We start from the raw sequence: 25309 nt of genomic DNA, 5'->3' as shown, positions 1-25309 counted from the left end.
GGCCCTTTCTTCTGTCTTTACTTCACCACCATGAACAGGCCCGGGAGCCAGGTGGAAAACGCGGGAACAAAGGTAACGACCCCGAGCGCAAAGATCAATGCGCCGTAGAAGGGCCAGATCGTTCGCATCACCGTGCCCACCGACACCCCGCCGATGGCACAGCCCACGAACTGGGTGGTGCCCACGGGCGGCGTGTTCAGGCCGAGCGCGCAGTTGATGAGCATCACCACCCCGAATTGCACCGAGGTCATGCCGTAGTGCTGCGCAATCGGCAAGAAGATCGGCGTGCACAGCAGGATCGTCGCGGCCATGTCCAGGAAGGTGCCCAGCACGAACAGGATGACGTTGATGAGCAGGAAGATCATCCACGGCGTGGTCGTGATCTGCGACAGCAGCTCGCCCGTGAGCTGGGCCACGCCGTACAGGCTGATGAGGTAGCCGAAGGTGCTCGAGATGCCGATGAGCAGCAGGATCACGCCCGTGGTGCGCACCGCCTTCGCGGCCGCCTTGATGAAGTGCTCCCACTTCAGCGTGCGGTACACGAAGATCGTCAGCGCCAGCGCATAGAGCACCGCCACCGCCGCCGATTCGGTCGCCGTGAAGATGCCCGACAGAATGCCGCCGAGGATCAGTACCACGATGAACAGGCCCGGCAATGCCGCCGCGAACGAACGCGCCACGATCTCCCAGCCCGGGAACTTGCCGGCCGGGTAGCCGCGCTTCACGGCCACGAGGTAGGCCGCCGCGAGGTTGCTGATGGTGAGCACGGCCGCCGGCAGCAGCGCCGCCAGGATCAGCGCCGCAATCGACACCTTGCCGCCCGCTGCGAGCGAGTAAATGATGAGGTTGTGGCTCGTCGGCATCAGCGCGCCGACTAGGGCCGCGTGCGTCGTCACGTTGACCGCGTAGTCGGCGTGGTAGCCCTCCTTCTTCATCATCGGGATCATCACGGCGCCCATGGCCGAGACGTCCGCCACGGGCGAGCCCGAGACGCCGCCGAACAAGGTGCAGGCCACCACGTTCGACATGCCGAGGCCGCCGCGCACGTGGCCCACGAGGTTGCGCGCAAAGTTGACGATGCGGTCCGCGATGCCGCCGTAGAGCATGAGCTCGCCGGCGAAGATGAAGAACGGAATGGCCAGGAACGAGAAGATGCCCATGCCCGAGGTCATCTGCTGGAAGCCCACCGCGAGTGGCAGGCCTTCGTACAGCAGCGTGGCCAGGGCCGACAGGCCGATCGAGAACGCCACCGGCACGCCGAGCAGCAGGAACAGCGTGAACGAGAGGCAAAGAATGAGAAGAGGGGTCGTCATGATGAGGTTCAGCCCCAGGCGGGTTCGACTTCGCGGCCTTGAGCGAGCGCGATGATGTGTTCGATCGAGAACATCACGATGAGGACGCCCGACACGGCGGCGGGCACGTACTTCCAGCCTTCGGAAATCCACAGCGTGGGGAGGCGGTAGTCCCACACCGATTCGGCGAGCGAGGCGCAGTTCCAGGCCATGGCCAGGCCGAACAGCAGGATCAGCGCGTGGATGAGGTATTCCATCTTCAGGCGCAGCCAGTCGGGTGCGAGCACGAGGAAGGATTCAAGCCCGATGTGGCCCGCGTCGCGCACGCCCACGGCCACGCCCAGCATGGTCACGTAGAGCACCAGCAGCAGCGCGAGGCTTTCGGCCCAGGTGGGGGTGTTGTTGAGCACGTAGCGGCCGAACACCTGCCAGCTCACGGCGCAGATCACCGCGACGAGACCGAGGATGCCCATCCACATGCAGGCACGGGCGAGCGTGCGGCAAAGTTTGGTGTACATGAAGGTTCTTCTGTGTCTTCCTCCCTCCCCTCTGGGGAGGGTTGGGGTGGGCGCGCGGCGCATGCATGAGCGCCGTCGTGCCCCATCCCGGCCTTCCCCAGCGGGGAAGGAGCCAATACGGCGAGGGGCTTACTTCGTGTCCTGGACGCGCTTGACCAGGTCTTTGAGCTTCGCGTCCGTGATGAACTTGTCGTACACCGGCTTCATCGCGGCCTGGAACGGGGCCTTGTCGACGTCGATGATCTCGGCGCCGCCGGCCTTCACCGTGGCCAGTGACTTCACTTCACGCTCCTGCCACTGCTTGCGCATGTAGGGCACCGATTCCTTGGCGGCCTGGCGCAGCCAGCCTTGCTCTTCGGTGGAGAGCTTGTCCCACACGCGCTTGGAGAACAGCAGCATCTCGGGGGCCATCGAGTGCTCGGTCTTGCTGTAGTACTTGGCGACCTCGAAGGCGCGCGCGCTTTCGTAGGTGGGGTAGTTGTTTTCCGCGGCGTCGATGAGGCCGGTCTTCAGGCCCGTGTACACCTCGCCCATGGGCATCGGCGTGGCGTTGGCGCCCATGGCTTCGAGCATCGACACCCACAGGTCGGACTGCTGCACGCGGACCTTCAGGCCCTTCATGTCGGCGAAGTTGCGCACGGCCTTCTTGGCCGTGAACATCGAGCGCGCGCCGCTGTCGTAGTAGGCCAGGCCCACGAAGCCCTGCTTCTCGCACGACTTCAGAATTTCTTCACCGACCGGGCCGTCGAGCACCTTGTGCAGGTGGTCGACCGAGCGGAACAGGAAGGGCATGGTCGGCACCTGCGTCTCGGGGCAGATGTTGTTCATGGGCGCGATGTTCACGCGCACCATCTGCAGCGCGCCGATCTTGGTCTGCTCGATCGTGTCCTTCTCGTTGCCGAGCGCGCTGTTGTTGAAGACCTTGATGCTGTGCTTGCCCCCGGACAACGCCTTGAGCCGTTCGCTCATGAACTTCACGGCGGTCACGGTGGGGTAGTCGTCGGGGTGGATGTCGGCCGAGCGGAACTCGGTGGCGCCTGCAGCCAGGGTGGTCAACGCGGCTGCAGCGCCGGCAGCAAGTGCGATGAGTGTCTTGTAGAGCTTCATTTGTCTCGTCCTCTTGGTGGTTGTCGTAAACAGAAAGAAAGGGGTCAGCCGAACGCCGGCTCGGGCACGCCGGCCACGCCGGGGCGCAGCGCGAACACGCCGCCGGCCAGCGGCTGGTCCGACAGGTCGATGCCGCCGGGGCGGATCGAGGTGACGAACAGCGTGTCGAGGTTTGGGCCGCCGAAGGCGCACATGGCGGGCTTCTTCACCGGCACGGCGAGCGAGCGGTCGAGCCGGCCGTCGGGCGTGAAGCGGTGCACCAGGCCGGCGTCGTTGCCGCAGATCCAGTAGCAGCCGTCGACGTCCATCGCCGCGCCGTCGGGGCGGCCGGGCAGGGGCTGCATGTCGACGAACACGCGGCGGTTGTGCGGCGTGCCGGTGTCGGTGTCGTAGTCGAAGGCCCAGATGGCTTGCACGCTCGGGTGCGAGTCCGACAGGTACATCGTGCGGCCGTCGGGGCTGAAGGCCAGGCCGTTGGGCACGATCAGGTCGTCGAGTTGCAGCGTCGCGCTGTCGTTGCCCGCACCGTAGCTGTACAGGCGGCCGACGCGTGCGCCGGCGGCCATGTCGAGCAGCATCGTGCCGGCCCAGAAGCGGCCCTGCCGGTCGCAGCGACCGTCGTTGAAGCGCATGCCCGGCGCGGCGTGCGCCACCGCGGCGAGCGGCGTGGCTGCGAGCGTGCCGTCGGTGCGCGGGCGCAGCGAGAAGAGGCCGCTTTCCATGCCTGCGATCCACTCGCCGGGCTGGCCGGCACGCGGTGCGATGCAGGCGATCATTTCATCGGCCTGCCACTTCGCATGGCCTTCGCCAGCGTGCCAGCGGTTGAGCGTGCGCGCGGGAATGTCGACCCAGTAGAGCGCCTGCTCCGTGGCCAGCCACACGGGGCTTTCGCCCGTGCCGTTGCGCGCGTCGAGAACGAGTTCGGCTTGCATCGGGTGCCGCGCGTTCAGTCGCCGAACGGGCCTTGTGCGGTGAACGCGCCGCCCTGGTAGATGGCGTTCGGGTCGGTGGGTGCCACCTTCGGCTGCGCCTCGACCTTGTCGCGGAACACTTCGGAGCTGTCTTGCGGCAGGAAGCCCAGGTGCGCGGCGGCGGCGTTGTCCCACCACAGGTCGCGGTTGGCCGACATGCCGTAGACCACCGTGTGCTTCACGTCGGGCGTGAAGAGCGACTTTTCGATCAGCGTCGTCAGGTCGCGGTAGCTGAGCCAGGTGCTCATCATGCGGCGGTTGAGCGGCTCGGGGAACGACGAGCCGATGCGGATGCTCACCGTTTCGATGGCCCAGCGGTCGAAGTAGAACTGCGCCATGTCTTCGCCGAACGATTTCGACAGGCCGTAGTAGCCGTCGGGACGGCGCGCGGCGTGGGCGTCGATGTGCTCGTCCTGTTTGTAGAAGCCGATCACGTGGTTCGAGCTGGCGAACACCACGCGCTTCACGCCGTGGCGGCGCGCGGCCTCGTACAGGTTGAACACGCCCTTGATGTTGGCGTCGAGCACTTCTTCGAAAGGGCGCTCGACCGACACGCCGCCGAAATGGGCAATGGCGTCGCAGCCGGCCACCAGCGCGTCGACCGCGGCCTTGTCGGACAGGTCGCAGGGCACGACTTCTTCATGTGCGCCCGTGGCCGGCGCGATGTCGGCGATGTCAGAAAGGCGGATCACGTTCGCAAACGGTGCGAGCCGCTCGCGCAGCACGCGGCCCAGGCCGCCGGCGGCGCCGGTCAGCAGCAAGCGGCCGAGTGGGGAGGAGGGGGCTTCAGGCGTCGACATGTCTTCGGGATGTGTGAGGGAAGCGGGTGTGAAATGGACAACGGTGTCACCTTTTTTAGGTGATAAGTTATCTGTTGTCGTACAACTGTGAGGGGATTATGATCGTCGCCATGGCCCAAACGACTGCGGGTAATCCCGAGGTTCAGAAAACGACCGCCGACCATCCGGCGGGAAGCGCCGCCTTCGTCGGGCGGCCGCGCCAACGTGCGCGCGGCCTGGCGCACGGGCTGGTGGAAGACCTGGGCGAGAAGATCCGCAGCCAGTCGCTGCGGCCGGGCGACAAGCTGCCCACCGAGTCGGCCATCATGCAAGCCTATGGCGTGAGCCGCACCGTGGTGCGCGAGGCGCTGTCGAAGCTGCAGGCGGGCGGGCTGGTCGAGACGCTGCACGGCGTGGGCACCTTCGTGCTGCAGCCGCGCCCGGGCGGCATGGGCGGGGTGTTTCGCCTCGATCCCGGCGAGATCGCGACCTCGGTCGACGTGCTCGCCGTGCTCGAGCTGCGCATCAGCCTGGAGACCGAATCCGCCGGGCTGGCCGCGAGCCGGCGCACTGACGAGCAGCTGGTCGCGATGCGCCAGGCGCTCGATGCGTTCGAGCAGAACGTCAAGGTGGGCGGCGACACCGTCGCGCCCGATTTCGCTTTCCACCTGGAGATTGCGCAGTCGACCGGCAACCCCTATTTCGCCGACATCATGCGGCACCTGGGCACGACGATCATTCCGCGCACGCGCATCAGCGCGATCCGCGTGCAGGACGGCACCTACCTGAGCCGCGTGAACCGCGAGCACGAAGAAATCTATGCGGCCATTGCGCGTCGCGACCCCGAGTCGGCACGCGCCGCGATGCGCATCCACCTGACCAACAGCCGCGAGCGGCTGCGCATGGCGCAGGAAGCTGCGCAACAGCAAAAAGCCAAGGCGGAGGCGGCCGGCAACGGCGCCGCCTCGTCCGACCACACCCCTTCGCGCTGAGTTCGCGCTGAGTTCGGGTTCAGCGCGCGCTGAATTTCCGGGCTCAAGTCTGGACAAGCTGATTTTCTAGTTGTACGATGACTGATAACATGCGACACCATCGCGGCCACGCATGTCCCGCATCGAACTTCAGGAGACAGCACCCATGACCATCAACCGACGCGGCGCGCTCGGCGCCGCCCTCGCCACCACACTGGCCGCCAACCTGCCCTTGCCCGCTTTCGCGCAAGGGGCGGGCGGCACCTGGCCTTCCAAGCCCATCCGTCTGATCGTGCCGTACCCGCCGGGCGGCTCGTCGGACATCATTGCGCGCGCCATCGGCCAGCCGCTGTCCGAAGCGCTGGGCCAGCCCGTGGTCATCGAGAACCGCGCGGGCGCCAACGGCAACCTCGGCGCCGACCTGCTGGCCAAGGCGCCGGGCGACGGCCACACGCTCATGCTGTGCGACCTCGGCGCGCTGGCCATCAGCCCGTCGCTGTACCCCAAGCTGCCGTTCGACCCGTCGAAGGACCTGCGCGGCGTGACCATGCTGGCCTACTCGCCGCACCTGTTGGTGGTGCACCCGTCGGTGCAGGCCAGCACGCTGAAGGAACTGGTCGAGCTGTCGAAGAAGAGCGACCTCAACTTCGCCGTCACCGCCAGCGGCAGCACCGCGCACCTGGCCGGCGTCGAGCTGCAGCGCAAGAGCGGCGCCAAGTGGGAGTACGTGCCCTACAAGGGCGGCGTTCAGGCCGTGCTCGACACCGTCGCGGGCCAGACGCAGGTGCTCATGAACGGCATGCTCGCCACGTACCCGCATGTGCAGAGCGGCAAGCTCAAGCTCATCGCCGTGTCGAAGTCGACGCGCATGCCGCTGATCGGCAACGTGCCGACCATCGCGGAGCAGGGCGTTCCCGGCTACGAGTCGGGCACATGGCAGGGCGTGGTCGCAGCGCGCGGCACCCCTGACGCGGTGATCGCCCGGCTCAACAAGGAACTGGTCCGCATCATCCGCACGCCCGACATCCGGGCGCGCCTGGCGGGACAGGGCGCCGAGGTCGTGACCATGACCGCGCCCGAGCAGGACCAGTTCTTCGCCAAGGAGCGCGCGCGCTGGGCGCAGGTCATCCAGCAAGCCAACCTGAAGCTCGATTGAGCGGCCCCTTCTTCTTTCTTCTTTTTCTCATTTCTCTTTTTCACTGGACGACTTCCGATGAACCCGCAAGAACTCAAGACCATCATGGGCTCCGGCCTGCTCTCGTTCCCGCTGACCGACTTCGACAGCAACGGCGACTTCCACAAGAGGGGCTACGTCGAGCGCCTCGAATGGCTGGCGCCCTACGGCGCGAGCGCGCTGTTCGCCGCGGGCGGCACGGGCGAGTTCTTCTCGCTGACGGGTGAGGAGTACCCCGAGATCATCCAGACCGCGGTCGACACCTGCCGCGGCGTGGTGCCGATCATTGCCGGCGCCGGCGGCCCGACGCGCTTTGCCATTCAATGCGCACAAGCCGCAGAGAAGGCCGGCGCGCACGGCATCCTGCTGCTGCCGCACTACCTCACCGAAGCCGGCCAGGAAGGCCTGGCCGCGCACGTCGAGGCGGTGTGCAAGAGCGTGAAGTTCGGCGTGATCGTCTACAACCGCGCCTCGAGCCGCCTCAAGCCCGACACGCTGGCCCGCCTGGCCGAGCGCAACCCGAACCTCGTCGGCTTCAAGGACGGCGTGGGCGACATCGAAGCGATGGTCGCGATCTTCCAGAAGATGGGCGACCGCTTCGCCTACCTGGGCGGCCTGCCGACCGCAGAGGTGTATGCCGCGGCCTACAAGGCGATGGGCACGCCCGTGTACTCGTCGGCGGTCTTCAACTTCATTCCGAAGACGGCGATGGACTTCTATCACGCGGTCGCCAACGACGACATGGCCACGCAGCACCACCTGCTGAAGAACTTCTTCATGCCTTACCTGGAACTGCGCAACCGCGTGCCCGGCTACGCCGTGAGCATCGTGAAGGCGGGCGCCAAGCTCGTCGGCCACGACGCCGGCCCCGTGCGCGCGCCGCTGACCGACCTCAAGCCCGACGAGATGGACGCGCTGAAGGCGCTCATCGACACGCTCGGCCCGCAGTAAGCCGGCACTGATCGCAGTAGTCGACCGCACCACAGAACAACAGGAGACAACGACATGCTCATCAGAAAATTCTTCCTCGCCGCCGCAGCGACCGCCGTGTTCGCAGGCTGCGCTGCCAGCGGTGGCGGCAGCAGCAACAGCGCATCGGCCGAACCGGCCGTGGCCGTGGCCGCCGAGCGGCTGCGCGTTGCCATGGTCGACCCGACACCGGCCGCGCTGCGCGCGCTGGTGGCCGACGACCTGAGCTACGGCCATTCGGGCGGCAAGGTCGACACGCAGGCCAGCTTCATCGCCGACCTGCTCGATCGCAAGTCCGACTTCGTGACCATCGCGATCACCGACCAGACCATCAAGGTGGTCGACGGAAACACCGCCATCGTGCGTCACACGCTCACGGCCGACACCAACGACTCGGGCAAGCCCGGCAAGGTCGCGCTGAAGATCCTCGGCATCTGGCAGAAGCAGGGCGGCGAGTGGAAACTGCTCGCGCGCCAGGCCGTTCGCCTCACGACCTGACGGAGGCGCGATCGATGAAGAGACAACACCTCCTGGCTGCGGGCCTCGCGCTCGCCGCCACCGCGCTGCTGCCGCTGCAGGCTTCGGCGCAGGCGGCCGACACATGGCCGCAGCAGAAGCCCGTGACGATCATCGTGCCGTTCCCGGCCGGCGGCTCCACCGACATGGTGGCGCGCGCGCTGGCGCAGCAGCTGCAGGGCAAGCTCGGCGGCAGCTTCGTGGTCGACAACCGCCCCGGTGCCACCGGCACCATCGGCACCGGCTTCGTGCGGCGCGCACTGCCCGACGGCTACACGCTGCTCGTGTCGTCGCTCGGTGCCTTCGTCGTCACGCCGCACCTGCAAAAGAGCGTGCCCTACGACGCCACCAAAGACTTCGACTACATCAGCGTGCCCGTGCAGGCGCCCAACGTGCTCGTGGCCAATGTCGCGCGGCCCGAACACACCGTGGCCGACGTGCTCGCGCTGTTGCGCAAGACGCCCGGCAAGGTCTCGTTCGCGAGCTCGGGCAACGGCTCGTCCGACCACCTGTCGGCCGAACTTTTCTGGCAGCAATCGAAGACCGAAGGCGTGCACGTGCCCTACAAGGGCGGCGCGCCGGCCGTGAACGACCTGTTGGGCAACCAGGTCGACTTCTCATTCCAGAACGTGAACGCCGTGCTGCCGCACATCCGCGCCGGCAAGCTGCGCGCGATTGCCGTCACCGGCGACAAGCGCTCGCCCGTGCTGCCCGACGTGCCCACGCTCGCCGAAGCCGGCGTGAAGGGCGCTGAGGTCTATTCGTGGCAAGGCATGGCCGCGCCCAAGGGCCTGCCGCCCGCCACCAAGAAGAAGCTGAGCGACGCGGTCATCGCCGCCATGCAAGACCCCGAGACGAAGAAACGCATGCTCGACCAGGGCCTGGAAATCGTCGCCAGCACCCCAGAAGACTTCACAGCTTTCCAGTTGCGCGAATGGGCGCGATGGAAGACGCTCATCGACACCCGTCACATCACTGCAGACTAAATTGGCTCTCCCCCAGCCTTCGCGCACTTCGTGTCGCTACGCCAACCCCCTCGCCGGGGGCAACACCAGCGGCCCGGCAAAGCCGGTTCCGCGGTGTTCCACGAAGGGGACGGCACGGCCTTGGATTGATTCGAAATGACACTTTCAAATTCCACCCCTCCGATGTCGGGCGCACCCGTCGTCACCGCCATGCGCGTCGTGCCCGTTGCGGGCCACGACAGCATGCTGATGAACCTCAGCGGCGCGCACGGCCCGTTCTTCACGCGCAACCTGCTGATCCTCACCGACAGCGCCGGCCACACCGGCGTGGGCGAAGTGCCGGGCGGAGAGAAGATCCGCCAAACGCTCGAAGACGCGCGCGACCTCATCGTGGGCCAGCCCATCGGCAACCACAACGCTGTGTTGAACCGCATGCGCAGCGCGTTTGCCGCGCGCGACAGCGGCGGGCGCGGCCTGCAAACCTTCGACCTGCGCGTGACCATCCACGCCGTCACCGCCGCCGAAGCCGCGCTGCTCGACCTGCTGGGCCAGCACCTGGGCGTGCCCGTGGCCGCGCTGCTCGGCGAAGGCCAGCAGCGCGATGCGGTGCAGATGCTCGGCTACCTCTTCTACGTCGGCGACCGCACGAAGACCGACCTGGCGTACGAGACCGACCCGAACGCCGACAACGACTGGTTCCGCCTGCGCCACGAAGAAGCCATGACGCCCGAGGCCATCGTGCGGCTGGCCGAGGCCACGCATGCGCGCTACGGCTTCACCGACTTCAAGCTCAAGGGCGGCGTGCTGCGCGGCGAGGAAGAGGTCGAGGCGATCCGCGCGCTGCACGAGCGCTTTCCGCAGGCGCGCGTCACGCTCGACCCGAACGGCGGCTGGCTGCTGGCCGACGCCATCCGCCTGTGCCGCGACCTGCACGGCGTGATGGCCTATGCCGAAGACCCCTGCGGCGCCGAAGGCGTGTTCTCGGGCCGCGAGGTGATGGCTGAATTTCGCCGCGCCACCGGCCTGCCCACCGCCACCAACATGGTCGCCACCGACTGGCGCGAGATGGTGCACAGCCTTTCGCTGCAGTCGGTCGACATTCCGCTGGCCGATCCGCACTTCTGGACGATGCAGGGCTCGGTGCGCGTGGCGCAGCTGTGCCAGGCCTGGGGCCTGACCTGGGGCTCGCATTCGAACAACCATTTCGACGTGTCGCTCGCGATGTTCACGCACGTTGCCGCGGCCGCACCGGGCAAGGTCACGGCCATCGACACGCACTGGATCTGGCAGGACGGCCAGCGACTCACGAAGGCGCCGCTGCAGATCGAGGGCGGCTTCGTGCAGGTGCCCACGCGCGGCGGCCTGGGCATCGAGCTCGACATGGCCGAGGTCGAGAAGGCACACCAGCTGTACCTGAAGCACGGCCTCGGTGCGCGCAACGATGCGCAGGCGATGCAGTTCCTCATTCCGAACTGGACCTTCGACAACAAGCGGCCCTGCATGGTTCGCTGAGCCCTCCGGCGCACGCTGCGCGCCGACCGTCCCGACCTTCAAGGAGACCGAATGAACAAGCACATGGATCGCCGTCGCCTGCTGCAAGCGGCTGCCGGCTCGGCACTCGGCGCGGTGGCTGCGGCCGCGGGCGCCCAGTCGTTTCCGTACAAGCCGCAGCAGCGCTACCCCGACCCGTCGGTGCTGATCCTCGACCCCAGCTTTGCGAAGTACCGCATCTACAGCAGCACGCTCGAGCAGGTCGGCACCGGCATGCGCTGGGCCGAGGGCCCGGTGTACCTGCCGCGCGAGGGCTACCTCGTGTGCAGCGACATCCCGAACAACCGGCTCATGCGCTACGAGGAAAAGACCGGCGAGTTCAAGGTCCACAAGGCGAACGCCGGCTACTGCAACGGCAACACGCGCGACCGGCAGGGCCGCCTCATCAGCTGCGAGCACTCGGTGACGCGGCGCGTGGTGCGCACCGAGCCCGACGGACGCATGACCGTGCTGGCCGACCGCTACCAGGGCAAGCGGCTGAACGCGCCGAACGATGTGGTCGTGAAGTCGGACGACACCGTGTGGTTCACCGATCCGCTCTTCGGCATCTCGGGCACGTGGGAGGGCGAGAAGGCCGCATCCGAGCAGGCGACGACCAACGTGTACCGCCTCACGCCCGACGGGCAGCTGTCGGCGGTGATCACCGACCTCGTGAACCCGAACGGCCTGGCCTTTTCGCCGGACGAGAAAAAGCTCTACGTCGTCGAATGGAAGGGCACGCCGAACCGCAGCCTCTGGAGCTATGACGTGGCGGCCGACGGCAGCGTGTCGAACAAGGTGAAGCTGATCGATGGCGCGGGCGCTGCGGCGCTCGACGGTTTTCGCGTCGACCGCGACGGCAACCTCTGGATGGGCTGGGGCTGGAACGGCGCGCTCGCGCCCGAACCCGTCGATGCCGGCAACGGCATGAAGGTCTATCAGCCGCAGGCGAAGTCCGAAGACCTCGATGGCGTCAAGATCTTCAACGCGCAAGGCAAGCCCATCGGTTTCATCCGCTTGCCCGAACGCTGTGCCAACCTCGCCTTCGGCGGCCCCAAGAACAACCGCCTCTACATGGCAGCCAGCCACTCGCTGTACGCCCTCTACGTGGAGTCCGAAGGCGCCACCTAGCCTTTAGACTTTTCCAATCTCCTCACCGCAACACGCACACAAGGACATCGACGATGACTGAATTCAACAACCTCATCAATGGCGAATGGCTGGCCGGCCAGAGCTACAGCCCCAACATCAACCCCAGCAACCTGGCCGACGTGCTGGGCCAGTACACGCAGGGTGACAAGGGCCACGTCGATGCGGCCGTGGCCGCTGCCACCGCCGCCTTCCCCGCATGGGCGACGGGCAGCATCCAGGCGCGCTCCGACGCGCTCGACAAGATCGGCACCGAGATCCTCGCGCGCAAGGAAGAGCTCGGCACGCTGCTCGCACGCGAAGAAGGCAAGACCAAGGCCGAAGGCATCGGCGAGGCCACGCGCGCGGGGCAGATCTTCAAGTTCTTCGCGGGCGAGTGCCTGCGCCTGTCGGGCGAGCTGCTGCCGTCGGTGCGTCCGAACATCGGCGTCGAGATCACGCGCGAGCCGGTCGGCGTGGTCGGGCTCATCACGCCGTGGAACTTCCCGATCGCCATTCCCGCCTGGAAGATCGCGCCCGCACTGGCCTTCGGCAACTGCGTGGTGCTCAAGCCCGCCGACCTCGTGCCGGGCTGCGCCTGGGCACTGGCCGAGATCATCAGCCGCTCGGGCATTCCGGCCGGCGTGTTCAACCTCGTGATGGGCCGCGGCAGCGTGATCGGCGATGCGCTGGTCAACCACCCCGGCATCCATGCGATCAGCTTCACGGGCTCGGTGGGCGTGGGCCGCAACATCGCGGTGCAATGCGTCACCAAGCACAAGAAGGTGCAGCTCGAAATGGGCGGCAAGAACCCGCAGGTGGTGCTCGACGACGCCGACCTCGCGCAGGCCGTGGAGCTCAGCGTGCAGAGCGCGTTCTACTCGACCGGCCAGCGCTGCACGGCGTCGAGCCGCCTCATCGTGACCGAAGGCATCTACCCGAAGTTCATCGAAGCGATGAAGACGCGCATGGCGAAGATCAAGGTCGGCGACGCGCTCGCGCAAGGCACCGACGTGGGTCCGGTTTCGTCGAAGTCGCAGCTCGACCAGGACATGGAATACATCGCCATCGGCAAGGGCGAAGGCGCCACGCTGGCGGCCGGCGGCGAGCTGCTGAAGCTGGAGACCGACGGCTACTACATGTCGCCTGCGCTGTTCAGCGAATCGGCCGCCCACATGCGCATCAACCGCGAGGAAGTGTTCGGCCCGGTGGCGAGCGTGATCCGCGTGAAGAACTACGAAGAAGCGCTCGCCACGGCCAACGACACCGAGTTCGGTCTGTCGGCCGGCATCGCCACGACTTCGCTGAAGTACGCGACGCACTTCAAGCGCCACAGCCAGGCGGGCATGGTGATGGTGAACCTGCCGACGGCGGGGGTGGACTATCACGTGCCGTTCGGTGGCCGCAAGGGTTCGAGCTACGGGCCGCGTGAGCAGGGCAAGTACGCGCAGGAGTTCTTCACTACGGTGAAGACGGCTTACACGTTGGCCTGACGCTTCTTCTTGTCTCGTTGGAAGCCCCCGATTGGGGGCTTTTTTACGTCTGCCGTGTTCAGGGCGCGGGCACAGGCCACCGGGTACTTCCCTCCGCGAATGTCCACCGCTTCGCTCCTCCTTGATTTCGCTGCGGGAAGCACCCAGTGTCCTGCGCCCGCTGGGCGCCGTGTTTGTGCTGGCTGATCAGCAACGGCTCTGAACACGCTCACGTCGATGGGGTGCCTTGCGCAGCGAAATCAAGGAGGAGGCCGCAGGCCGGGGGACATTCGCGGAGCAAGGCTCCCCGTCGGCGGGAGCGTCGCCCTGAACAGCTCAGGCCAATGGCGCCCTGCGACTGCGGCGCATCAGGAACTCGATCAATTCGAAGATGCCTTCGCTGATCAACGCCATCGCCGCAGCCGGCAGTGCACCCGCCATCAACAGCTCGCGATCATTGAGCGCCAGCCCCGTCACGATGCGCTCGCCGAAACCGCCCGCGCCGATGAAGGCCGCGATGGTCGCCGTGCCGATGGCGATCGCAGTGGCAGTCCGCACGCCCGCCAGCAACGTGGGCAATGCAAGAGGCAGCAGCACCAGCTGAAGGCTCTGTGGCGGTGTCATGCCCAGCGCGGTGCCGGCCAGTCGCAGGCCGTGGGGCACTTCGGTCAGCCCGGTCACGGTGTTGCGCATGATCGGCAACAGCGAGTACAGCGTGAGTGCGATGAGCGCGGGCAGGGCGCCGATGGCGCCGAGCAGCGAGATCAGCACCGCGAGCAGCGCCAGCGACGGCACGGTCTGCATCACGCTCGCGAAGCCCAGCACCACGGCGCGCAGCCGCAGGTGCGGAAACACGAGGATCGCGAGCGGCACGCCGATGAGGATGGCGACGCCGACCGACACTGCCACCAGCAGCAGATGCTGGCGCGCGAGCGGCCAGAGGTCGGGCCCGAAGAGCTTGGCTGTGAAGCCACGCGCGGCGCTGGGGGGCGTCTTGCCGTCCTTGGTGGCGCCGGTGAGGAAGTCGCGCGCGATGGTGTCGAAGCGCACGCCCTGCAGCTCGGCGCGCGCGTTCATCGCGATCATGGCGTGCTCGTCGATGGTGCCTTCGAGCGCCTGCAACGCAGCCCAGGCTTTCGGCAGCCGCGCGGGCAGGTCGAGGCGGTAGAGCACCACGGCGTCGTAGCGCGGGAAGTACTTCTTGTCGTCTTCCAGCACGCGCAGGCCCAGGTGGTCGATCTTGGCGTCGGTGGTGTAGATGTCGATGGCGTCGATCTGCCTGGCGGTCATCGCGTCGTAGGCCAGGCCGTGGTCGAGCCCGGTCGGTGTCTGCGTGAAGTTGTAGCGCGCGGCCAGCCCTTTCCATCCGTCGGCGCGGCCGATGAATTCGTTCGACAGCCCGATGCGCAACTCGGGGTGCTTCGCCAGGTCGCTCAGCGTGCGCAGCCCGAGCTTGTCGGCATCGGCGGCGCGCACGGCCAGCGCGTAGCCGTCGTTGAAGCCCAGTGGAATCGCCACGCCGAGGCCGAGCGGTGCGAGCGCGGCGTTCATCGCCTCTCGCGTGTCGGCGGGCGAGCCCTTGAGAATTTCGAGTGCGATGGTGCCGGTGTATTCGGCGTAGAGGTCGATGGCGCCCGAGCGCAGCGCCTCGTACACGATGGCCGTGTTGCCCAGGCCCTGGCGTATGACGGGCGGCGACGCGGTGTGCGGCGCGGCGGTCTGCGCCAGCACTTCGGCCAGGATGTACGACTCGGTGAAGCGCTTGGAGCCGACGCGCAAGGTCTCGTCGGCGGCCTGCGCCGAGGGCGCAGCGGCCAGCCAGAGCATCGCGGAAAGCCACAGGGCGGCGCGCCAGAAGCTGCGAAGCAGGTGCATCCGGGTCAGTGTATCGGCATCGCCGCGCCAGCCGTACCCGTCCGTCTCCTACACGCCGTGGTGCGCGGGGCCGATGCGCCACGGGCGTGCAACAGCCCATAGTGGCCGTCATGAAAAAAACCAAGCACGCGCTCCCCGGTCCCGACATCCACGGCCTGCGCGAGTTGCCCGGACTGCGTGTGGACGGCTACAGCCTGCAGCTGCGCGACAAGGACGGCTTTGTCGGCGACCAGGCCAGCCAGACGGCGTTTCGCGAGCTGCTCGAGCGCTGGCGCAAGCGCCGCCGCAAGGCGGGCCGCGACCCGCTGGGCAAGACCCATTCGCGCGACCTGAGCAAGAAGGACCTCGACCGCGCGCTGCAGGAAAAAAAGGCCACGGCCGCCGCCGATGTGATGCACGGTGCCATCGAGGAATTCGCGGAAGAACTGGCCTTCGTGATTCAGCGCTTCATGCGCCAGCCTTCATGGCGCAAGGTGGAGCGCATCGTGGTCGGCGGCGGCTTTCCCGAGAGCGACGTGGGCGAGCGCGCGATCCTGGAAGCGGGCGCGATGCTCGAAGACCTGGGCGTGCATGTGCAGTTGGGCCGGCTGTCGCACAACGTCGACGACGGCGGGCTGATCGGCTGGGTGCACCTGACGCCGCGCGCGCTGTTAAGAGGGCACGACGCGATTCTTGCGGTGGACATCGGCGGCACCAACGTGCGCTGCGGCATCGTGAAGACGCGCCATCGCAAGGCGCCCGATTTCTCGCGCGCCAAGGTGGTCCGGCGCGAGAAGTGGCGCCACGCCGACGACGGCCCGAACCGCAGCCACATGGTGGATCGCATCGCCGAGATGCTCCAGGAGATGGTCGTCCATGCCGACCGCCACGACATCCGGCTCGCGCCCTTCGTGGGCATCGCGTGCCCGGGCCTGATCCGGCCCAGCGGCTCGATCGCGCGGGGCGCACAGAACCTGCCGGGGGACTGGGAGAGCCCGTCTTTCCATCTGCCGGCCGCGCTGTGGCAGCGCATGCCGATCATCGGCTCGGGCCCGACGCTGGTGCGCATGCACAACGACGCGGTGGTGCAGGGCCTGAGCGAGTTGCCTTTCATGCGCGACGTGCGGCACTGGGGCGTGCTGACCATCGGCACTGGGCTGGGCAACGCCAGCTTCACGAACCGGCGCTGAGCCCACGCGCGCGATGCGCCGCCGTCTCTCGGTACCTACAGCTGGAACGCGACCGTCAGCAGCAGCCCTTCGGCCACGTCGCGCAGCAGCCCGGGGCGCCGCGCGCGGTAGGGCTCGCCGGCCGAGGCGGTGGTCTCGATCCACTCGGCGAGCCATTCGATGTCGCCGCGCCCGTAGAACACCACGGCCGCTTCGTGGTTCAGCAGCAGGCTGCGCAGGTCGAGGTTGATCGAGCCGCACATCGCCAGTTCGTCGTCGACCACCACGGCCTTGGCGTGCGCCATGAAGGGCAGCATGCGAAAGCTCACGCCCGCGCGCGCGAGGTCGCGCATGGCGCGTGCGCGCACGAAGTCGGCGAGGCGGTGGTTCGATTGCGCGGGCATCGCAATGGTCACCTGCACGCCGCGCCGGGCGGCGAGGCGCAGCGCGTCGCGCAGGCCGTCGCCGGGCACGAAGTAGGGCGTGATCGCGAGCAGGCGGTGCTCGGCGCGAAAGCAGGCGTCGATGAGCAGCGCGTGCGCCGTGTCTTCGGTCTGGTCGGGGCCGCTCGGCAGGAACTGGGCCATCGCGCAGCCCGGGCCCGCGGGCACGTCGTCGGCAGTGATGGCGCGTGCCTTGCGCCCGCGCACCGAGCTCCAGTCGTGGTCGAACTGGCGCGCGGCGGCGGCGGCCACGCTGCCGCGCAGGTCGAACGACAGGTCGTGCCAGGCCTCGGGGTGCGTGTCGTTGCCGGTGAAGTATTCGCCCGCGAGGTTGCGCCCGCCCGACCACAGCCAGCGGTCGTCGGCGATGGTGAGCTTGCGGTGGTTGCGCAGGTTGCGCGGCCCGATGCGGCGCAGGCTGAAGAAGGGACGGAACACCGCCACCTCGCCGCCGGCCGCGCGCAGCCGGTCGAAGTGATGGCGCGGCAGCGAGAGCGCGCCGAAGCCGTCTAGCAGCACGCGCACCTTGAGGCCGTCGCGTGCGCGCTGCGCGAGCCGCGCCAGCACGGCGTGGCCCAGCGCGTCGTCGCCAATGATGAAGGTGCACACGTCGATGCGCTCGCGCGCGCCGTCGATCACCTCGAACAGCGCTTCGCGCGCGGCCTCGCCGTCGGCGTGCATGCGGATCGCGCAGCGACCGGGCGGCGCCAGGCCGAAGCTCTCGATGAGGTCGGCCGCCCAGTGACCCGGCGGCAGCGAACGCGGCGGCCGCGGCGCACCCGCCGGGCGCAGCTTGCGCTGGCCGAACAGCAGGTACATCGGCAGGATCACATACGGCATCAGCACCAGCCCCATGACCCATGCGATGGCGGTGGTGGGGGCGCGCTGCTCGCGGCGCGTGCGCGTGGTCAGCACATAGACCAGCAACGCGAAAGTGACGGCAAGAAAATGCTGCGAAGGCGAGGGCAGCCAGTCGAAGGCGGTGTCCGGCATGGGGCGGGTGATGCCTCGGTGCCCGCTCAGCGCTGAAGGAAGGCCGGCACGCCGCGCCCTTGCGACGCCAGGAACCGCATCATCGGATCGACCACCGCGCGTACCGAGGGCCGCGCGCCCACGCGGTCGCGCCAGGCCACGAGGCGCGGCGTGGCATCGGTCATGCCGGCGCCCTTGCGGTCGGCGAACACGTGGGCCATGTAGAAGGCGATGTCGGCGAAGCCGTACGGCCCGGCCAGGTACTCGCGCGTGGCGAGCAGCCCTTCCATCTCTTCGTAGAAGCGCGCGCAGGCGGCGCAGGCCGCGACCGCGGGCGCGCTCTGCATCGCGTCCTGCAGGCCGAAGAGCTTGACGACGTTCGGAAAGAACACCTCGTCCGAGGTCTGCTCCAGCTGCCGCGCGCGGGCCCGGTCGGCAATGCCCTCGGGCCACAGCGCGGGCTGCGGATAACGGTCTTCGAGGTACTCGAAGATCTGCGTCGAATCGAACAGCGCCACGTCGTTGTCGACCAGCACCGGCACCTGCTGCTTCACCGGGTTCACGCGCAGCACCTCGGGGTGCTTGGGCTCGTAGGCGTCGTCGGTGGTGAACGGCACCATGATGAGTTCGAAGTTGATGCCTTTTTCGTACGCGGCGATCTGCACCTTCGCGCCGAACATGCTGAGGGGGCCGGAGTAAATCTGCGTCGTCGTCATGCCCCCGACTTCAACAGAAAGCGCGCGTCAGGTCGAGCCCCAGACTTCCTGCGCGGTTTCGACCACGAGGCGCAGCTTGTTGCGCTGCGCTTCGACGGCGATGTTGTTGCCATGCACCGTGCTGGAGAAGCCGCACTGCGGCGACAGCGCGAGCTGTTCGAGCGGCGCGTACTTGGCGGCGTCCTCGATGCGGCGCTTGAGCTCGTCCTTGTCTTCCATCTCGCCGAACTTGGTGGTCACGAGGCCGAGCACCACGGTCTTGCCCTTGGGCAGGTAGCGCAGCGGCTTGAAGTCGCCCGAGCGCGCGTCGTCGTATTCCATGAAGTAGGCGTCGAGGTCCATCTCCTTCAGCAGCGCCTCGGCCACGGGCTCGTAGTTGCCCGCCGCGGCGTGCGTGCTCTTGAAGTTGCCGCGGCACAGGTGCATGGCCAGCAGCATGCCCGGCGGCTTCTGCGCCACCACCTTGTTGATGAATGCTGCATAGCGGTGCGGCAGTTCGTTCGGGTCGTCGCCGCGCTTGCGTGCGGCTTCGCGCATGTGCTCGTCGCACAGGTAGGCGAGGTTGGTGTCGTCCATCTGCACGTAGGTGCAGCCGGCGGCGGCCAGCGAGCGCAGCTCGTCGCCGTAGGCCTTGGCCACGTCGTCGTAGAAGGTCGGGTCGAGCTCGGGGTACGCGTCCTTGCTGATGCCGGCGCGGCCACCGCGGAAGTGCAGCATCGTCGGCGACGGGATCGTCACCTTCGGCGTGCGGCCGGCCGAGACCTGGCTCTTGAGGTACTGGAAGTCGGCGAGCTGGATGTCCTTCACGTGGCGCACCTTGTCGAGCACGCGCATCGCGGGCGGCGCCAGTTCCTCGGTGCCGTCGGGGCGGCGGATGGTGACCGGAATGTCGGTCTTCACGCCGCCGAGCTGGTCGAGAAAGTCGATGTGGAAGTAGGTGCGGCGGAACTCGCCGTCGGTGATGCTCTTCAGGCCGATGTCTTCCTGGAAGCGGACGATCTCGGTGATGGCCTTGTCTTCGACCTCGCGCAGTTGCTCGGGCGTGATCTGGCCCTTGGCTTTTTGCTCGCGTGCTTCGAGCAGGTACTGGGGGCGCAGGAAGCTGCCCACGTGGTCGTAGCGGGCGGGCAGGGCGGCATGCTGGGACATGGAATGAACTCCGTCGTGACTGTGAACGAGCGGAATCCTAGCGCCTTCGCGCGAAGCTTGTTTGTATACGTTGAACTCGGTATTTACCCTCGAATAAGGGGTTGCACGCTGGAATTTCTCGTCGTTCTGTATACATTGCGTATTCATGAAGACGCCCACGACCGCCTTTCCGCTCAACGCCTGGTATGCCGCCGCCTACGACGTCGAAGTGCGCCACGCGCTGCTGCCGCGCACGATCTGCAACCAGAAGCTGGTGATGTTCCGCCGCACCGACGGCCAGGTGGCCGCGCTCGAAGACGCCTGCTGGCACCGGCTGATGCCGCTGTCGCTGGGCCGCCTCGAAGGCGACGAGCTGGTCTGCGGCTACCACGGCCTGGTCTACAACAGCCAGGGCCGCTGCACCCACATGCCGAGCCAGGAAACGCTCAACCCCTCGGCCTGCGTGCGCAGCTTTCCGGTGGTCGAGAAGCATCGCTTCGTGTGGATCTGGCCCGGCGATCCGGCCAAGGCCGACCCCGCGCTCGTGCCCGACATGCACTGGAACGACGACGCGGCCTGGGCCGGCGACGGCAAGATGATCCGCGTCAACTGCGACTACCGACTCGTGGTCGACAACCTCATGGACCTCACGCACGAGACCTTCGTGCACGGCTCGTCGATCGGCAACCGCGAGGTGGCCGAAGCGCCCTTCGTGGCCACGCACGGCGACCGCTCGGCCACCGTCACGCGCTGGATGGAGAACATCGACGCGCCGCCGTTCTGGGGCAACCAGATCCGCCATGCGCGCGGCTACACGGGCAAGGTCGACCGCTGGCAGATCATCCGTTTCGAAGGCCCGTGCACAGTGAACATCGACGTCGGCGTGGCCGAGGCGGGCAGCGGCGCCGTGCCGTCGGGCAGCAACCCCGGCGACCGCAGCAAGGGCGTCAACGGCTATGTGCTCAACACCATCACGCCCGAGACTGACAAGACCTGCCTGTACTTCTGGGCCTTCGTGCGCAACTACTGCCTGGGCGAACAGCGCCTCACGCACGAGCTGCGCGAGGGCGTGTCGGGCATCTTCCGCGAGGACGAGATCGTGCTCGAGGCGCAGCAGAAAGCCATCGACGAGCACCCCGACCACCAGTTCTACAACCTCAACATCGACGCCGGTTCGATGTGGGCGCGCCGCCTCATCGACCGCATGATCGAGAAGGAGCGGCCCGCACGCGCCGCGATTCCGATCCACCCCGTCGAAGAGAAGCAGGCCGCGTGATGAAGGTCGCTCCTCTGACTTCCGCCGAGCCCGGCGACAGCGGCAGCTCGCAGGCCGTGAAGGCGCAGCTGCGGTTGCGCGAAATGATTCTGGCGGGCGAACTGCCCGGTGGCGCACGCATTGCCGAGGTCGCCATCTCCGAGCAGCTCGGCGTGTCGCGCACGCCGGTGCGCAGCGCACTCATGCGGCTGGAACAAGAAGGGCTGCTCGAAGCCTTGCCCAACGGCGGCTATGCGGTGCGCACCTTTTCCGAACGCGACGTGGCCGACGCCATCGAGTTGCGCGGCACGCTCGAAGGCCTGGTGGCGCGGCTCGCGGCCGAACGCGGCGCGGCGCCCGTGGTGCTGCGCGAGGCACGCGCCTGCCTCACGCGCATCGACGAGCTGCTGCGTGAGCCCGCGCTCGACGACGCGGCCTTCTCGCGCTACGTGACGCACAACGAAAAATTCCACGCGCTGCTGTGCGAGATGGCGGGCAGCCCCGTCATCGCGCAGCAGCTCGAACGCGTGGTCAACCTGCCGTTCGCCTCGCCCTCGGGCTTCGTCATCGTGCAGGCCAATTCGCCGGCCGCACGCGACATGCTCGTGATTGCGCAGGACCAGCACCTGCAGGTGCTCGACGCCATCGAATCCGGCGAGGGTTCGCGCGCCGAGGCGCTGATGCGCGAGCACAGCCGCATCGCACGGCGCAACCTGCGCGAGGCGCTGCACGGCACGCCGAGCGCCGAGCAGCGCCCGCTGCCGGGCGTGCAACTGATCCGCCGTCGCGGCTGATCGACGACCTTCTTCTTTCCTTCTTTTCCTGCTGGTGTTCCCCCGATGAAAAGCGATCTCCAATGGATGCAGGCGCAAATCGTGGCGCTGCGCGACGTCACGCCCACCGTGCGCGAATTCACGCTGCGCCCCGACGCCGACTTCGTCGCCGCACATGAGCCCGGCGCCCACCTGCAGGTGCAGGTGATGACCGAGCAGGGCCGCGTGCAGACGCGCTCCTACTCGCTGGTGGGCGAGGGCGACGGCAGTTGCTGGCGCATCGCCGTCAAGCGGCTGGACGACGGTCGTGGCGGCTCGCGCGCGATGTGGCGGCTGGCCGTGGGCGACCGGCTGCAGGTGAGCGCACCGCAGAACCACTTTCCGCTCGACCTGGCGGCGCCCGGCTACCTGCTGGTGGCGGGCGGCATCGGCATCACGCCGCTGGTGCTGATGGCGCAGCGCCTCGGCGCGCTGGCCCAACGCCGCGGCGTGCCGGTGTCGATGCTGTACGGCGCGCGCCATGCGGGCGAGTTCGGCTACCTCGACACCCTGCGCGACGCATTGGGCGAAGCCGCCGTGCAGGCGCACGAAGGCGCAGCGCCCATCGACTTCGACGCCGCCATCGCCGCGCTGCCGCCGGGTGGCCAGCTCTACACCTGCGGCCCGGTGCCGATGCTCGAAGCCGTCAAGCGCGCCTGGGCCGCGGCCGGCCGGCCGCTCGCCGACCTGCGCTTCGAAACCTTCGGCAGCAGCGGGCGGCTTGCGACGCAGGCCTTCACCGTGCGCATTCCGCGCCACGACCTGTCGATCACCGTGCCGGCCGACTGCACCTTGCTCGACGCGCTCGATGCAGCGGGCGTGCAGACGCTGTCGGACTGCAAGCGCGGCGAGTGCGGCCTGTGCGCCATGGACGTGCTGGCCGTGGACGGCGAAGTCGATCACCGCGACGTGTTCCTGAGCCCGCACGAGAAGCAGGCGACCACGCGCATCTGCGCCTGCGTGTCACGCGCCGTGGGTACGCTCACGCTCGATTCCGCGTACCGCCCCGACTGCTGAAAACATCGGTTGCGCGATCATCGCGCAACCATTCGATTGATCGCGCAACAAAGTCCCGTGCGGCGGGTGGGTAGGTGGTTGCCTTCTCCGCCAGTTGTTGCGAATTGTTCAAAATACGCCCGGTTTCGCGTTCCGTCCCTCAAAGGAAAAACTCCATGCAAAGACGCCATCTCATCCAGACCGCCGGCCTTTCGGCGATTGCGCTCGCCACCGCGCTGTCGCTGCCTGCGGCCAGCGCCCAGGACAACAAGTTCAAGATCGGCCTGATCCTGCCGATGACGGGCCAGTCGGCCTCCACCGGCCGCCAGATCGAAGCTGCCGCGCGCCTGTACATGGCGCAGAACGGCGACACCGTGGCCGGCAAGAAGGTCGAGCTGATCGTGAAGGACGACACCGGCCTGCCCGACGTGACCAAGCGCCTGGCGCAGGAGCTCATCGTCAACGAGAAGGTCAACGTGATCGCCGGCTTCGGCATCACGCCGGCCGCACTGGCCGCCGCGCCGCTGGCCACGCAGTCGAAGACGCCGCAGGTCGTGATGGCCGCCGCCACCTCGAGCATCACCGAGGCCTCGCCCTACATCGTGCGCAGCAGCTTCACGCTGCCGCAGGTGTCGGTGGTGATGGGCGACTGGGCGCCGAAGAACGGCGTGAAGTCGGTCGTGACGCTGGTCACCGACTACGGCCCCGGCAACGACGCCGAGAAGTTCTTCAGCGAGCGCTTCCAGCTCAACGGCGGCAAGGTGCTCGAGAAGCTGCGCGTGCCGCTGCGCAACCCCGACTTCGCGCCGTTCCTGCAGAAGGTGCGCGACGCCAAGCCCGACGCGCTGTTCGTCTTCGTGCCCTCGGGCGCGGGCGCGGCCGTGATGAAGCAGTTCCTCGAACGCGGCATGGACAAGGCCGGCATCAAGATGATCGCCACCGGCGACGTGACGGACGACGATCAGCTGAACGACATGGGCGACGGCGCGCTGGGCGTGGTCACCTCGCACCACTACTCGGCTGCCCACCCCTCGGCGCTCAACAAGAAGTTCGTCGAGGCCTTCCAGAAAGCCAACCCCAAGATGCGCCCCAACTTCATGGCCGTGGGCGGCTATGACGGCATGCGCGTGATCTACGAAGCCCTCAAGACCACCAAGGGCCAGGGCGGCGGCGAAGCACTGCTGGCCGCCATGAAGGGCCAGGTCTTCGAGAGCCCGCGCGGCCAGGTACTGATCGATGCGCAGACGCGCGACATCGTGCAGGACGTGTACCTGCGCAAGGTTGAAAAGAAGGACGGGCAGCTCTACAACGTCGAGTTCGACGTGATCAAGGGTGTGAAAGACCCGGGCAAGGCGAAGTAATTTTTGCTTCGTCGTGTGGGAGCGCTGCCGTTCAGGGCGACGCTCCCGCCGACGGGGAACCTTGCTCCGCGAATGTCCCCCGGGGCTGCGCCCCTCCTCCTTGATTTCGCTGCGCAAGGCACCCCATCGACGTGAGCGTGTTCAGAGCACTGGTTGATCGGCTGTGAACCGACAGCGTGCCTTGTGCTCAGGGCACTGGGTGCTTCCCGCAGCGAAATCAAGGAGGAGCGAAGCGGGGGACATTCGCGGAGGGAAGTACCCGGTGGCCTGGGCACGCGCCCTGAACAGCATCACCCCGAACAGCAGCATCCAGAACGAACGCACCCAGACAACCGACATGCTGACCATTCTTTTCGACGGCATCGCCTACGGCATGCTGCTCTTCGTCCTCGCCGTGGGGCTGGCCGTGACGCTCGGGCTGATGAACTTCATCAACCTCGCGCACGGCGCCTTCGCCATGGCCGGCGGCTACCTCACCGTGTTCGCGATGCAGAAGCTGGGCTTGCCGTTCCTGGCCTGCCTGCCGCTCGCGTTCATCGTCGTCGGCCTGGCCGGGGCGGTGCTGGAACGCACGCTCTACCGCCCGATGTACGGCAAGCCGCACCTGGACCAGGTGCTGTTTTCCATCGGACTGGCGTTCATGGCTGTTGCGGCCGTCGACTACTTCGTCGGCTCGTCGCAGCAGAACCTGCAGCTGCCCGAGTGGCTGCGCGGGCGCAGCGAATTCGGCGACGGTGCGTTCCTGCTGGGCATGGGCCACTACCGCATCTTCATCATCGCCGTGTGCGCCGTGCTCACCGTGGTGCTGCAGCTCATTCTCTCGAAGACCCGCTTCGGCAGCCGCCTGCGCGCCGCCGTCGACGATCCGCGCGTGGCGGCCGGGCTGGGCATCAACGTCAACATCGTGTTCCTCATGACCTTCGCCGTGGGCTCGGGCCTGGCCGGGCTGGGCGGCGCACTGGGCGCGGAAATCCTCGGGCTCGACCCGACCTTCCCGCTCAAGTACATGATCTATTTCCTCATCGTGGTCTCGGTCGGCGGCACCTCGTCGATCACCGGGCCGCTCGCCGCCGCACTGCTGCTCGGCATTGCCGACGTGGCGGGCAAGTACTTCATTCCGAAGATGGGCGCGTTCACCGTCTACCTGCTCATGATCCTGATCCTCATGTGGCGGCCCCAGGGCCTGTTCACGCGCAAGGGAGGCCGCTGAC

23 protein-coding genes are annotated in these 25309 nt (G+C 67.5%); 14 read left to right on the top strand and 9 right to left on the bottom strand.

Annotated elements, in window-relative coordinates; genetic code table 11:
• Positions 1-17: 17 nt before the first annotated feature.
• The 5 genes from GFK26_RS29870 to GFK26_RS29850 form a co-directional block, all read right to left on the bottom strand.
• Positions 18-1313: a TRAP transporter large permease gene (locus tag GFK26_RS29870; protein ID WP_153285147.1), complete on the bottom strand. Its 1296-nt coding sequence runs from the start codon at positions 1311-1313 to the stop codon at positions 18-20.
• Between the two features lie 8 nt (positions 1314-1321).
• Complete coding sequence (locus GFK26_RS29865; RefSeq protein WP_056582957.1) at positions 1322-1810, bottom strand: TRAP transporter small permease; 489 nt, start codon at positions 1808-1810, stop codon at positions 1322-1324.
• A gap of 129 nt (positions 1811-1939) precedes the next feature.
• Positions 1940-2917: a TRAP transporter substrate-binding protein gene (locus GFK26_RS29860; protein ID WP_101492117.1), complete on the bottom strand. Its 978-nt coding sequence runs from the start codon at positions 2915-2917 to the stop codon at positions 1940-1942.
• Between the two features lie 44 nt (positions 2918-2961).
• Positions 2962-3849, bottom strand: a complete 888-nt coding sequence (locus GFK26_RS29855; RefSeq protein WP_153285146.1) for an SMP-30/gluconolactonase/LRE family protein — start codon at positions 3847-3849, stop codon at positions 2962-2964.
• Positions 3850-3863: 14 nt separating this feature from the next.
• Positions 3864-4688, bottom strand: a complete 825-nt coding sequence (locus GFK26_RS29850; protein WP_153285145.1) for an NAD-dependent epimerase/dehydratase family protein — start codon at positions 4686-4688, stop codon at positions 3864-3866.
• Positions 4689-4798: 110 nt separating this feature from the next.
• On the opposite strand from GFK26_RS29850, the gene GFK26_RS29845 reads away from it, so the two are divergent.
• From GFK26_RS29845 to GFK26_RS29810, 8 genes are all read left to right on the top strand, one after another.
• Entirely contained in the window at positions 4799-5659 is an 861-nt protein-coding gene (locus GFK26_RS29845; protein ID WP_153285144.1) for a FadR/GntR family transcriptional regulator, read from the top strand.
• A gap of 145 nt (positions 5660-5804) precedes the next feature.
• Complete coding sequence (locus GFK26_RS29840) at positions 5805-6794, top strand: Bug family tripartite tricarboxylate transporter substrate binding protein (RefSeq protein WP_153285143.1); 990 nt, start codon at positions 5805-5807, stop codon at positions 6792-6794.
• 57 nt (positions 6795-6851) lie between these two features.
• On the top strand, positions 6852-7763 hold the full coding sequence (kdgD, locus tag GFK26_RS29835) for a 5-dehydro-4-deoxyglucarate dehydratase (RefSeq protein ID WP_153285142.1): 912 nt from the start codon (positions 6852-6854) through the stop codon (positions 7761-7763).
• Between the two features lie 54 nt (positions 7764-7817).
• Entirely contained in the window at positions 7818-8279 is a 462-nt protein-coding gene (locus GFK26_RS29830) for a nuclear transport factor 2 family protein (protein WP_153285141.1), read from the top strand.
• Positions 8280-8293: 14 nt separating this feature from the next.
• Positions 8294-9283, top strand: coding sequence for a Bug family tripartite tricarboxylate transporter substrate binding protein (locus GFK26_RS29825; protein WP_153285140.1), 990 nt, complete (start codon positions 8294-8296; stop codon positions 9281-9283).
• A gap of 162 nt (positions 9284-9445) precedes the next feature.
• Positions 9446-10774 (top strand): glucarate dehydratase, encoded by a 1329-nt coding sequence (gene gudD, locus GFK26_RS29820; RefSeq protein ID WP_416222523.1) that lies wholly within the window; start codon positions 9446-9448, stop codon positions 10772-10774.
• 51 nt (positions 10775-10825) lie between these two features.
• Positions 10826-11923 carry an SMP-30/gluconolactonase/LRE family protein gene (locus GFK26_RS29815; protein ID WP_153285138.1) on the top strand — a complete coding sequence of 366 codons (1098 nt, stop codon included), beginning with the start codon at positions 10826-10828 and terminating at the stop codon, positions 11921-11923.
• A 53-nt stretch (positions 11924-11976) separates the two neighbouring features.
• Positions 11977-13413 carry an aldehyde dehydrogenase family protein gene (locus GFK26_RS29810; protein ID WP_153285137.1) on the top strand — a complete coding sequence of 479 codons (1437 nt, stop codon included), beginning with the start codon at positions 11977-11979 and terminating at the stop codon, positions 13411-13413.
• A gap of 315 nt (positions 13414-13728) precedes the next feature.
• Here the strand turns inward: GFK26_RS29810 and GFK26_RS29805 are convergent, their stop codons facing one another.
• Positions 13729-15267 carry a glycine betaine ABC transporter substrate-binding protein gene (locus tag GFK26_RS29805; protein ID WP_153285136.1) on the bottom strand — a complete coding sequence of 513 codons (1539 nt, stop codon included), beginning with the start codon at positions 15265-15267 and terminating at the stop codon, positions 13729-13731.
• Positions 15268-15377: 110 nt separating this feature from the next.
• Between GFK26_RS29805 and GFK26_RS29800 the strand changes: the two genes are divergently transcribed.
• Complete coding sequence (locus GFK26_RS29800) at positions 15378-16436, top strand: ROK family protein (RefSeq protein ID WP_153285135.1); 1059 nt, start codon at positions 15378-15380, stop codon at positions 16434-16436.
• A gap of 35 nt (positions 16437-16471) precedes the next feature.
• Here GFK26_RS29800 and GFK26_RS29795 read toward each other — a convergent pair whose 3' ends face one another.
• Genes GFK26_RS29795 through GFK26_RS29785 form a run of 3 tightly spaced genes read right to left on the bottom strand, consistent with a single transcriptional unit; the run spans position 16472 to position 19695 of the window.
• Complete coding sequence (locus tag GFK26_RS29795) at positions 16472-17851, bottom strand: phospholipase D-like domain-containing protein (protein WP_153285134.1); 1380 nt, start codon at positions 17849-17851, stop codon at positions 16472-16474.
• A gap of 26 nt (positions 17852-17877) precedes the next feature.
• On the bottom strand, positions 17878-18546 hold the full coding sequence (locus GFK26_RS29790) for a glutathione S-transferase family protein (protein ID WP_153285133.1): 669 nt from the start codon (positions 18544-18546) through the stop codon (positions 17878-17880).
• Positions 18547-18573: 27 nt separating this feature from the next.
• The gene (locus GFK26_RS29785; RefSeq protein WP_153285132.1) at positions 18574-19695 is read right to left on the bottom strand and encodes a 5-methyltetrahydropteroyltriglutamate--homocysteine S-methyltransferase; all 1122 of its coding nucleotides are present in this window, start codon (positions 19693-19695) and stop codon (positions 18574-18576) included.
• A 145-nt stretch (positions 19696-19840) separates the two neighbouring features.
• Between GFK26_RS29785 and GFK26_RS29780 the strand changes: the two genes are divergently transcribed.
• From GFK26_RS29780 to GFK26_RS29760, 5 genes are all read left to right on the top strand, one after another.
• Positions 19841-20950 (top strand): aromatic ring-hydroxylating dioxygenase subunit alpha, encoded by a 1110-nt coding sequence (locus tag GFK26_RS29780; protein ID WP_153285131.1) that lies wholly within the window; start codon positions 19841-19843, stop codon positions 20948-20950.
• Positions 20950-21723, top strand: coding sequence for a GntR family transcriptional regulator (locus tag GFK26_RS29775; RefSeq protein WP_153285130.1), 774 nt, complete (start codon positions 20950-20952; stop codon positions 21721-21723). Before GFK26_RS29780 ends, GFK26_RS29775 begins: the two co-directional genes overlap by 1 nt.
• 45 nt (positions 21724-21768) lie before the next feature.
• Complete coding sequence (locus GFK26_RS29770; protein ID WP_153285129.1) at positions 21769-22758, top strand: PDR/VanB family oxidoreductase; 990 nt, start codon at positions 21769-21771, stop codon at positions 22756-22758.
• 155 nt (positions 22759-22913) lie between these two features.
• A complete protein-coding gene (locus tag GFK26_RS29765) occupies positions 22914-24098 on the top strand; it encodes an ABC transporter substrate-binding protein (protein WP_153285128.1) in 1185 nt (394 codons plus the stop codon).
• Positions 24099-24435: 337 nt separating this feature from the next.
• Positions 24436-25308: a branched-chain amino acid ABC transporter permease gene (locus GFK26_RS29760; RefSeq protein ID WP_153285127.1), complete on the top strand. Its 873-nt coding sequence runs from the start codon at positions 24436-24438 to the stop codon at positions 25306-25308.
• Position 25309 lies beyond the last annotated feature (1 nt).

Source organism: Variovorax paradoxus, from assembly GCF_009498455.1.
Taxonomy (GTDB): domain Bacteria; phylum Pseudomonadota; class Gammaproteobacteria; order Burkholderiales; family Burkholderiaceae_C; genus Variovorax; species Variovorax paradoxus_H.
This window is presented reverse-complemented; position numbering and strand designations above follow the sequence as displayed.

Excerpts from the sequence above, each read along its gene's own strand:
- GFK26_RS29795 (WP_153285134.1), bottom strand. The coding sequence starts at position 17,851 with ATGCCGGACACCGCCTTCGACTGGCTGCCCTCGCCTTCGCAGCATTTT.
- GFK26_RS29780 (WP_153285131.1), top strand. The coding sequence starts at position 19,841 with ATGAAGACGCCCACGACCGCCTTTCCGCTCAACGCCTGGTATGCCGCC.
- GFK26_RS29860 (WP_101492117.1), bottom strand. The coding sequence starts at position 2,917 with ATGAAGCTCTACAAGACACTCATCGCACTTGCTGCCGGCGCTGCAGCC.
- GFK26_RS29815 (WP_153285138.1), top strand. The coding sequence starts at position 10,826 with ATGAACAAGCACATGGATCGCCGTCGCCTGCTGCAAGCGGCTGCCGGC.
- GFK26_RS29790 (WP_153285133.1), bottom strand. The coding sequence starts at position 18,546 with ATGACGACGACGCAGATTTACTCCGGCCCCCTCAGCATGTTCGGCGCG.
- GFK26_RS29805 (WP_153285136.1), bottom strand. The coding sequence starts at position 15,267 with ATGCACCTGCTTCGCAGCTTCTGGCGCGCCGCCCTGTGGCTTTCCGCG.
- GFK26_RS29765 (WP_153285128.1), top strand. The coding sequence starts at position 22,914 with ATGCAAAGACGCCATCTCATCCAGACCGCCGGCCTTTCGGCGATTGCG.
- GFK26_RS29865 (WP_056582957.1), bottom strand. The coding sequence starts at position 1,810 with ATGTACACCAAACTTTGCCGCACGCTCGCCCGTGCCTGCATGTGGATG.
- GFK26_RS29760 (WP_153285127.1), top strand. The coding sequence starts at position 24,436 with ATGCTGACCATTCTTTTCGACGGCATCGCCTACGGCATGCTGCTCTTC.
- GFK26_RS29810 (WP_153285137.1), top strand. The coding sequence starts at position 11,977 with ATGACTGAATTCAACAACCTCATCAATGGCGAATGGCTGGCCGGCCAG.
- GFK26_RS29870 (WP_153285147.1), bottom strand. The coding sequence starts at position 1,313 with ATGACGACCCCTCTTCTCATTCTTTGCCTCTCGTTCACGCTGTTCCTG.
- gudD (WP_416222523.1), top strand. The coding sequence starts at position 9,446 with ATGTCGGGCGCACCCGTCGTCACCGCCATGCGCGTCGTGCCCGTTGCG.
- GFK26_RS29775 (WP_153285130.1), top strand. The coding sequence starts at position 20,950 with ATGAAGGTCGCTCCTCTGACTTCCGCCGAGCCCGGCGACAGCGGCAGC.
- GFK26_RS29845 (WP_153285144.1), top strand. The coding sequence starts at position 4,799 with ATGGCCCAAACGACTGCGGGTAATCCCGAGGTTCAGAAAACGACCGCC.
- GFK26_RS29840 (WP_153285143.1), top strand. The coding sequence starts at position 5,805 with ATGACCATCAACCGACGCGGCGCGCTCGGCGCCGCCCTCGCCACCACA.
- GFK26_RS29825 (WP_153285140.1), top strand. The coding sequence starts at position 8,294 with ATGAAGAGACAACACCTCCTGGCTGCGGGCCTCGCGCTCGCCGCCACC.
- GFK26_RS29770 (WP_153285129.1), top strand. The coding sequence starts at position 21,769 with ATGAAAAGCGATCTCCAATGGATGCAGGCGCAAATCGTGGCGCTGCGC.
- GFK26_RS29855 (WP_153285146.1), bottom strand. The coding sequence starts at position 3,849 with ATGCAAGCCGAACTCGTTCTCGACGCGCGCAACGGCACGGGCGAAAGC.
- kdgD (WP_153285142.1), top strand. The coding sequence starts at position 6,852 with ATGAACCCGCAAGAACTCAAGACCATCATGGGCTCCGGCCTGCTCTCG.
- GFK26_RS29850 (WP_153285145.1), bottom strand. The coding sequence starts at position 4,688 with ATGTCGACGCCTGAAGCCCCCTCCTCCCCACTCGGCCGCTTGCTGCTG.
- GFK26_RS29785 (WP_153285132.1), bottom strand. The coding sequence starts at position 19,695 with ATGTCCCAGCATGCCGCCCTGCCCGCCCGCTACGACCACGTGGGCAGC.
- GFK26_RS29830 (WP_153285141.1), top strand. The coding sequence starts at position 7,818 with ATGCTCATCAGAAAATTCTTCCTCGCCGCCGCAGCGACCGCCGTGTTC.
- GFK26_RS29800 (WP_153285135.1), top strand. The coding sequence starts at position 15,378 with ATGAAAAAAACCAAGCACGCGCTCCCCGGTCCCGACATCCACGGCCTG.